This is a genomic window from uncultured Anaerovibrio sp. (assembly GCF_947302755.1).
Classification (GTDB): domain Bacteria; phylum Bacillota; class Negativicutes; order Selenomonadales; family Selenomonadaceae; genus Anaerovibrio.
The window spans coordinates 1-7,277 of the sequence record NZ_CAMYWM010000125.1; the positions used below are offsets into that span (position 1 = coordinate 1).

Sequence of the window (7,277 nt, forward strand, 5' to 3'; positions counted from 1 at the left end):
ATTGGTAATGGCCTCCTGATTGGTCATACATATATCGGCCCACATATCGGCATTGGAGGAGGCAATACGGGTGGTGTCCTTAAAGCCACCGCCGGCCAGCTTCAGACAGGCCTCCATATCTCCATGACTGCGGTTCAACAGAGTTACAAGGCCTGCCGCAGCCACATGGGGAATGTGACTTATTACCGAAGCACAGCGGTCATGCTTAGCTATATCCAGAGTCTCCAAATCCGCCCCGGTAAGTCTTACCAAATCGCAAATCTTATCTGTGGCCTCCTTGGGTGCTCCCGTATTTTCCACTATTACATAGCATTTATTTTCAAAGAGGTCCTTTTTGGCTGCTGTAACACCGCTCATTTCCCGTCCCGTCATAGGATGCCCGGCCACATAATAGATATCCGGCGGTAATATTTTCTTTAAATTCTTCCAAATAAACTGCTTTGTACTGCCGGCATCAGTTATGATAGCACCGGACTTCAGGTATGGAAGCATTTTCTCCACCATGGGCACCATCTGCAAGACAGGAGTACTGAGAAATATAACATCCGCCTGGTCCACAACCTCCCGAATATCTGCTGAGGCATAATCCACTGCCCCCATTTCCATGGCCTTATCCATGGATGCCTTGGTACGGCATTGGCCGGTTATATATATATCATCACCCAATTTATCCTTCAGGCAAAGGCCCAAGGAACCACCTATAAGACCTACACCGATTATGGCAAGCTTTAACCTGGCCATTAATTATTCCTCCCTTAAAATGGCGGACATACGCTTAATTTCAGCCATTACCTTTTTAAATTCCTCAGGGGTCAATGACTGGTCACCATCACAGAGAGCCACCTCAGGATGAGGGTGAACCTCAATAATGAGGCCATCAGCCCCGGCTGCAATGGCTGCCTTGGCCATTGGACGCACCATACTGCGACGGCCGGTACCATGACTTGGGTCTACAATAATCGGCAGATGGGATAATTCCTTTACGGCCACCACCGCACTGAGATCCAATGTATTTCTGGTGTAGGTCTCGTAGGTACGAATTCCCCGCTCGCAGAAAATAACATCATCACAGCCTGAGCTCATCACATATTCAGCCGCATTAAGCCATTCCTTGATGGTGGAGCAGAGCCCCCGCTTCAATAATACAGGACGGCCGGCCCGGCCCACCTCCTTCAGCAGCTGGAAGTTCTGCATATTCCGGGCACCAATCTGCAGCACATCGGTGTACTCTGCCACTTCCTCAACGGTGCGCTGGTCCAGAACCTCAGTTACTACCTTCAAGTTAAATTTATCTGCCGCCTTCCGCAGCATTCGCAGGCCGTCCTCAGCCATGCCCTGGAAATCATATGGGGAGGTCCGGGGCTTGTAAGCACCGCCACGCAGGAACTGGGCACCGCCTGCAGCAACAGCCTGGGCTGCCTCCATAAGCTGATCCATACTCTCTACAGCACATGGTCCAGCCATTACCACCGGCTCCTGGCCGCCAATTTTAACCCCACCTACGTCAATAATGGAATTTTCCTGCTTAAATTCACGGCTGACCAATTTATATTTTTCCGTGATGCGAACTGTCTTTTCTACCCCCGGCAATGCACAGTGCATTTCAAGCTCACTGATGGCCTTCTTGTCGCCAATAACACCCACAATTGTACGGGAGGTACCGGTGGACAGATGATAATCCAGGCCCTCATTTTTAATTTTAGTCTTTACCCGCTCTAAATCCGCCTCTGTTGAACCTGGTGCCATTACAATAATCATAATCTTTTCCTCCTACAAATAGAATCTTGCAATTATTTGTTAGTTTGAAGAAAATGTACAGGTAGAAAACAAAAAACCCGTCCCCGTAACAGGGACGAGTCATTACTCGCGGTACCACCCTGCTTGCCTTGGCAAGCCACTCTCTTCGGGTACTAACATACCCTAGCCTGCGATAACGGGGGCTTCCGGCACGGCCTACTGTCAGTTCAGCCTGCAGCTCACGAGTGTATTTCACCAGCCTCCCCTGCTGTGTTCCACCATCCCACAGCTCTCTGAAAAGCTCCGCTGATTACTTCTCTCGCTCAATGCCTTTTCAATATGAACATGCTTTACATTTCATGTGCCTTATTATAGCAATACACATTTTTAGTGTCAAGCAATTTGTAAAAATTACTCATAGAGCATGGCAATTTCATTGCAATTAGGAAACTTGGGGCAATCAATGCATTCCTTCCATATCTTGTGAGGCAGCTCATCCTTGCTGATTACCCTAAAGCCACATTTTTCAAAGAATTTTTCCTGATAGGTCAGGGTAAATACCTGGCTTATGCCCAGCTCTTTTCCCTCTTCTATAAGGCGACGGACGATTTCCCGGCCAATTCCCTGGCGGCTATGGGCTGGGTCCACTGCCAAAGAACGAACCTCCGCCATAAATTCCCAGGTAATATGAAGACCCCCTACCCCCACAATACAATTGTTTTCATCAATGGCCACAATCATATCCCGGAGGGATTCATACAGGGCATTACGGGAGCGGGCCAGCATCAGGCCCTCCTCCGCATAATGATTAACCAGCTCATATATTCCTTCTATATCGATAAATTTTGCCTTCCGATAAATCAATTGTCTCACTCCAAAAATTGGTAATCATTTCATTTCATTATAAAATTTCAAATTTTAAAATTGATAATCATTTTATTGTGTTCCATTGCTGGGACACACCTGAGCCAGGGGACACTGGTCACATAAGGGCTTTCTGGCCTTGCAGATTTTACGGCCATGCCAAATAAGCCAGTGATGGGCTTCTGACCACTTATCCCGGGGTATGGCCTTCATCAGCCCCTGCTCCACCTCCATGGGAGTTTCACCCGTTGCCAGCTTCAGCCGGTTGGCAATACGAAATACATGGGTATCCACCGCAATGGCCGGCCGGTTAAAGGCCACACTGCTTACCACATTGGCCGTCTTGCGCCCCACTCCGGGGAGCTTAAGGAGAGTATCAAAATCCTCCGGAACCTCCCCGCCAAATTCCTCCACCAATGTGCGACAGGTTGCCATTATATTCTTGGCTTTGCTGCGAAACAAGCCGCAGTCGTGGATTTCCTCCTCCAGCTGTTCCAGCCCCATATCTATTATAGCTTGGGCATCAGGAGCCTTGGCAAACAGCCGTGCCGTAGTAATATTCACCCGCTTGTCAGTACACTGGGCAGATAAAATCACGGCTATCAGCAGCTCGAAGGGATTGTTATAAACCAGCTCCGGTTTGGCTCCTGCGTAGATTTGTCCCAAAATTTCCAGCTGTTTTTCCTTAATTTTTTTAGTTATCCGCATATTTTAAACCCGAACAGCTATCCTTAATTTGTCAGACTGCGCAACGGAGCCGGAATACGTCCGCCCCTGGCAATAAACGCATCTGAGCTCCAATTATTTCTTACCTTTACTATTGGACAACGCCCCAGCAGTCCGCCAAATTCCACGCTGTCCCCTACCTTCTTTCCCGGTACCGGAATAACCCTGACCGCCGTTGTCTTATTATTAATCATACCAATAGCTGCCTCATCGGCAATAATGCCGGAAATAGTTGCCGCAGAGGTATCCCCCTCCACTGCAATCATATCAAGACCTACAGAGCAGACGCAGGTCATGGCCTCCAGCTTTTCTATGGATAGGGAGCCACACTCGATGGCATCAATCATTCCCTGGTCCTCACTGACCGGTATGAAGGCACCGGAAAGGCCGCCTACATGGGAGGAGGCCATAAGTCCGCCCTTTTTCACCGCATCGTTAAGAAGTGCCAAAGCCGCAGTAGTCCCTGGTGCGCCACAGCTTTCCAGCCCCATTTCCTCCAAAACATTGGCTACGGAATCCCCCACAGCCGGAGTTGGAGCCAGAGACAAATCGATGATTCCAAAGGGCACCCCAAGACGACGGGAGGCCTCACGGGCCACCAGCTGACCCACCCTGGTAATCTTAAAGGCCGTTTTCTTTATGGTCTCAGCCACCTCAGTAAAATCGGCCCCCTTAAGATCCTCCAGGGCATGCTTTACCACTCCCGGTCCGCTGACGCCTACGCTGACCACCTTCTCCGCCTCATTAACGCCATGGAAGGCACCGGCCATAAACGGGTTATCCCCCGGGGCATTACAAAATACCACCAGCTTGGCACAGCCCAAGGCATCCTGATCCCGGGTCAGCTCAGCAGTACGCTTGATAACCTCCCCCATCTGACGCACACAATCCATATTTATACCGGCCTTGGTGGAGCCGAGATTTACCGAGGAGCATACCACCTCCGTGGTCGCCAGGGCCTGGGGAATGGAATCAATCAGTATTTTATCTCCCTTGGTAAAGCCCTTATCCACCAGGGCAGAAAAACCACCGATGAAGTTTACCCCCACCTCCTTGGCGGCCTTGTCCAGCATTTCGGCCACCGGCACATAGGAATCTGTTTCACAGGCCTCGGCAGCTATGGCAATCGGCGTAACGGAAATACGTTTATGAATAATAGGAATACCGTATTGTGCCTCGATATCCTCACCGGTCTTTACCAGAAACTCGGCACTTTTGGTAATTTTATCAGATATATTTTTACAAAACTGATTAATATTGGGATGGGCACAATCCCGGAGAGAAATACCCATGGTAATGGTTCGTACATCCAATTTATTCTCCGTAATCATGCGGTTTGTTTCTAAAATATTATCAACAGTAATCACTTAGCAAACCTCCATAGAGTCTAAACATGTATACTATGCATAAAAATTAAATATTATGCATAATATTAAAAATCTCCTGGTTCTGTACCTTTATTTCCAAATTCATCTCCTGACCCTTTTCCTTAAGGCACTTTTGGATGTCAGCCAGCTTTACACTGTTATCGGTAAGTTCAGCCATCATAATCATGTTGAAAAAGCCATCAACAATATTCTGGTTTACGCTGGTGATATTTACCTTCTTGCCCGCCAAAATGTTGCTGACGTTGGCGATAATCCCCACTTGGTCTTTTCCAAAAATAGTTACTACTAATTTCATGGTTGAATTCTCTCCCTTTATCCGATGTTTTCGCTGTAATGGAATATATTTACAGTGTTCTGTTGATTATACCACAAAGCGTATAAATATGTAACGTAATTTTATTTTACTTTGGAAAATATTCCTCAGGCAGGATAATGGGCCAAGCCTGAAGGGAAATGGCTAATTGTGAATTTTTTATTTTTTGGAAGAAAAATTTGGATAATGGAGTTATAATATCGGAGTAAATAATTCGTAAAAAGAAACTAATTCAGATGGAGCCTGGGACTTCCACCGCTTTTTTGTCAAATAATTTTTTGTCAAATAATATGGCAATTGTTTTCATATGGAGATTTAAGCTCCAGACGAATTTAGCTGATCATTTTCCTCGTTAGCATCGGATAGCACCCATTAACATCGAAAAAATATTTAGGAGGATTTTATGATAACCAAGGAATTAATCGCCGAAATAAATGAATTGTCCAGGAAGCAGCGCTCTGTTGGCCTGACCCCTGAGGAAAAGGAGCGACAGGCCCAGCTGCGCAAGGCATATCTGGTCAGCTTCCGGGAAAATATGAAGTCCGTTTTGGATAATATTGAAATCGTCGATGAGCTGCCGAAAAACAGGCAACACTAAATTTAGTATTAAAGTCCATTATTTGGTATTAATTTGTTTGACAAAATTTATCATACAATTTATACTTGACTTAAGGATTGCTTAAGGGGATAAGCAATATACCTCAGGAAATTTATATTATATTTTTAAGGAGATGTTATAATATGTCAAAACCAGTAAAAATTACTGAAACCGTTCTCCGTGACGCTCATCAGTCACTGTTGGCAACTCGTATGCGTATCGGTCAGATGCTTCCTCAGCTGGAGGCTCTCGACAACATCGGCTACAATGCTCTTGAGGCTTGGGGCGGTGCTACCTTCGATAGCTGCCTGCGTTTCCTGAACGAGGATCCATGGGAGCGCCTTGATACTCTTAAGGCTCATCTCAAGAAGACCCCTATTCAGATGCTGCTTCGTGGTCAGAACCTCCTTGGTTATAACCACTACTCTGATGATGTTGTACGCGCCTTCGTTAACAAGGCTTCCGAGCACGGTGTTGGCGTATTCCGTATTTTTGATGCATTGAACGATGTAACAAATCTCCGCACTGCAATTGATGCTGCTCTGAAGGCAAAGGAGAAGCCACATGTACAGGGCTGTCTCGTATATACTATTAGTCCGTTCCATACCAACCAGACCTTCGTTGACTTGGCTCTGGAGCTGAAGAAGATGGGCGTTCATTCCATCTGCATCAAGGATATGTCCGGTTTGCTGAAGCCTTATGTAGCTGAGGATTTGGTTAAGAAGCTGAAGGAGCAGGTTGGTCTTCCTATCGAGCTGCACACTCACTACACCTCCGGCTTCGGTTCCATGACTTATCTGAAGGCTATTGAGGCTGGCGTCGATATTATCGACTGCGCACTGTCTCCACAGGCAAACGATACTTCACAGCCTTTTCCTGAGACCATGATCGATACTCTGGAGGGTCTGGAGAGAGATACCAAGCTTGATCGTCAGGTAATGGAGCCTATTGCTAAGCATTTCTTGGGTGTTAAGAAGGAAATCATGAAGGAGTTCAACCTCCCTGGTTACTTCGATGTAAATCCAAAGGTATTGGATTTCCAGATCCCAGGTGGTATGCTTTCCAACATGGTTAACCAGCTGAAGGAGATGGGTGCTGCTGACAAGTATCAGGAGCTGCTGGATGAGATGCCTAGAGTACGTGAAGACCTTGGCTTCCCTCCACTCGTAACTCCATCTTCCCAGATTGTTGGTACCATGGCTACCATGAACGTTATTATGATGGCTAATGGTCAGCCACGCTACACCATGGTTCCTAACGAGGTTAAGGACCTGGCCCGTGGTAAGTTCGGTAAGACTCCAAAGCCTGTTAAGAAGGAAGTTCTCGAGGCTATGAAGATTAAGCCTGAGGATATGATTACTGACTGTGCTGTAGCTGATGCTAAGGAGCCAAAGGTAGCAGACTTCAAGAAGGAGCTGGCTGAAAAGGGTTATCCAAATGCTTCTGACGAGGATGTACTCTCCTATGCTCTGTTCCCACCTGTAGCACTGGAATTCTTCAAGAACAACAGATAAGATATCTATAAACCATTAATAATACCCTAGACTAACAAAAAAGGCCTATCGCTTTGCGATAGGTCTTTAATGCACTAATTAATTATTATAACGCCATTGTTCAAATTTTTCTTCTTTAGAAGAAAAATCTTCCAATT

8 protein-coding genes and 1 other annotated feature are annotated in these 7,277 nt (G+C 46.5%); of the genes, 2 read left to right on the forward strand and 6 right to left on the reverse strand.

All coding sequences use genetic code 11. The annotated features are described in order from the left end of the window. The 6 genes from Q0Y54_RS10545 to Q0Y54_RS10570 form a co-directional block, all read right to left on the reverse strand. The coding region (locus tag Q0Y54_RS10545) for a prephenate dehydrogenase/arogenate dehydrogenase family protein (RefSeq protein ID WP_297967476.1) at positions 1-741 on the reverse strand (741 nt) is incomplete at its 3' end. A gap of 3 nt (positions 742-744) precedes the next feature. After that, the gene (aroF, locus tag Q0Y54_RS10550) at positions 745-1,758 is read right to left on the reverse strand and encodes a 3-deoxy-7-phosphoheptulonate synthase (protein WP_297967479.1); all 1,014 of its coding nucleotides are present in this window, start codon (positions 1,756-1,758) and stop codon (positions 745-747) included. Between the two features lie 87 nt (positions 1,759-1,845). Then, positions 1,846-2,073 (reverse strand) — a binding site (T-box leader). A 75-nt stretch (positions 2,074-2,148) separates the two neighbouring features. Beyond that, a complete protein-coding gene (locus Q0Y54_RS10555) occupies positions 2,149-2,601 on the reverse strand; it encodes an N-acetyltransferase (RefSeq protein WP_297967482.1) in 453 nt (150 codons plus the stop codon). A gap of 72 nt (positions 2,602-2,673) precedes the next feature. Then, a complete protein-coding gene (gene nth / locus Q0Y54_RS10560; RefSeq protein ID WP_297967487.1) occupies positions 2,674-3,309 on the reverse strand; it encodes an endonuclease III in 636 nt (211 codons plus the stop codon). Positions 3,310-3,332: 23 nt separating this feature from the next. Then, on the reverse strand, positions 3,333-4,694 hold the full coding sequence (locus Q0Y54_RS10565) for a PFL family protein (RefSeq protein WP_297967490.1): 1,362 nt from the start codon (positions 4,692-4,694) through the stop codon (positions 3,333-3,335). Positions 4,695-4,740: 46 nt separating this feature from the next. Next, a complete protein-coding gene (locus Q0Y54_RS10570) occupies positions 4,741-5,010 on the reverse strand; it encodes an ACT domain-containing protein (protein ID WP_297967493.1) in 270 nt (89 codons plus the stop codon). Between the two features lie 421 nt (positions 5,011-5,431). Here Q0Y54_RS10570 and Q0Y54_RS10575 point away from each other — a divergent pair, with 421 nt between their 5' ends. Beyond that, positions 5,432-5,626: a DUF896 domain-containing protein gene (locus Q0Y54_RS10575; RefSeq protein WP_297967496.1), complete on the forward strand. Its 195-nt coding sequence runs from the start codon at positions 5,432-5,434 to the stop codon at positions 5,624-5,626. Positions 5,627-5,769: 143 nt separating this feature from the next. After that, positions 5,770-7,140 (forward strand): pyruvate carboxylase subunit B, encoded by a 1,371-nt coding sequence (locus Q0Y54_RS10580; protein ID WP_297967499.1) that lies wholly within the window; start codon positions 5,770-5,772, stop codon positions 7,138-7,140. Positions 7,141-7,277: the final 137 nt, after the last annotated feature.

What these genes read in the sequence shown, in the direction of transcription:
- Q0Y54_RS10570 (WP_297967493.1), bottom strand. Translation starts at nt 5,010, where the DNA reads ATGAAATTAGTAGTAACTATTTTTGGAAAAGACCAAGTGGGGATTATC.
- Q0Y54_RS10580 (WP_297967499.1), top strand. Translation starts at nt 5,770, where the DNA reads ATGTCAAAACCAGTAAAAATTACTGAAACCGTTCTCCGTGACGCTCAT.
- Q0Y54_RS10575 (WP_297967496.1), top strand. Translation starts at nt 5,432, where the DNA reads ATGATAACCAAGGAATTAATCGCCGAAATAAATGAATTGTCCAGGAAG.
- aroF (WP_297967479.1), bottom strand. Translation starts at nt 1,758, where the DNA reads ATGATTATTGTAATGGCACCAGGTTCAACAGAGGCGGATTTAGAGCGG.
- nth (WP_297967487.1), bottom strand. Translation starts at nt 3,309, where the DNA reads ATGCGGATAACTAAAAAAATTAAGGAAAAACAGCTGGAAATTTTGGGA.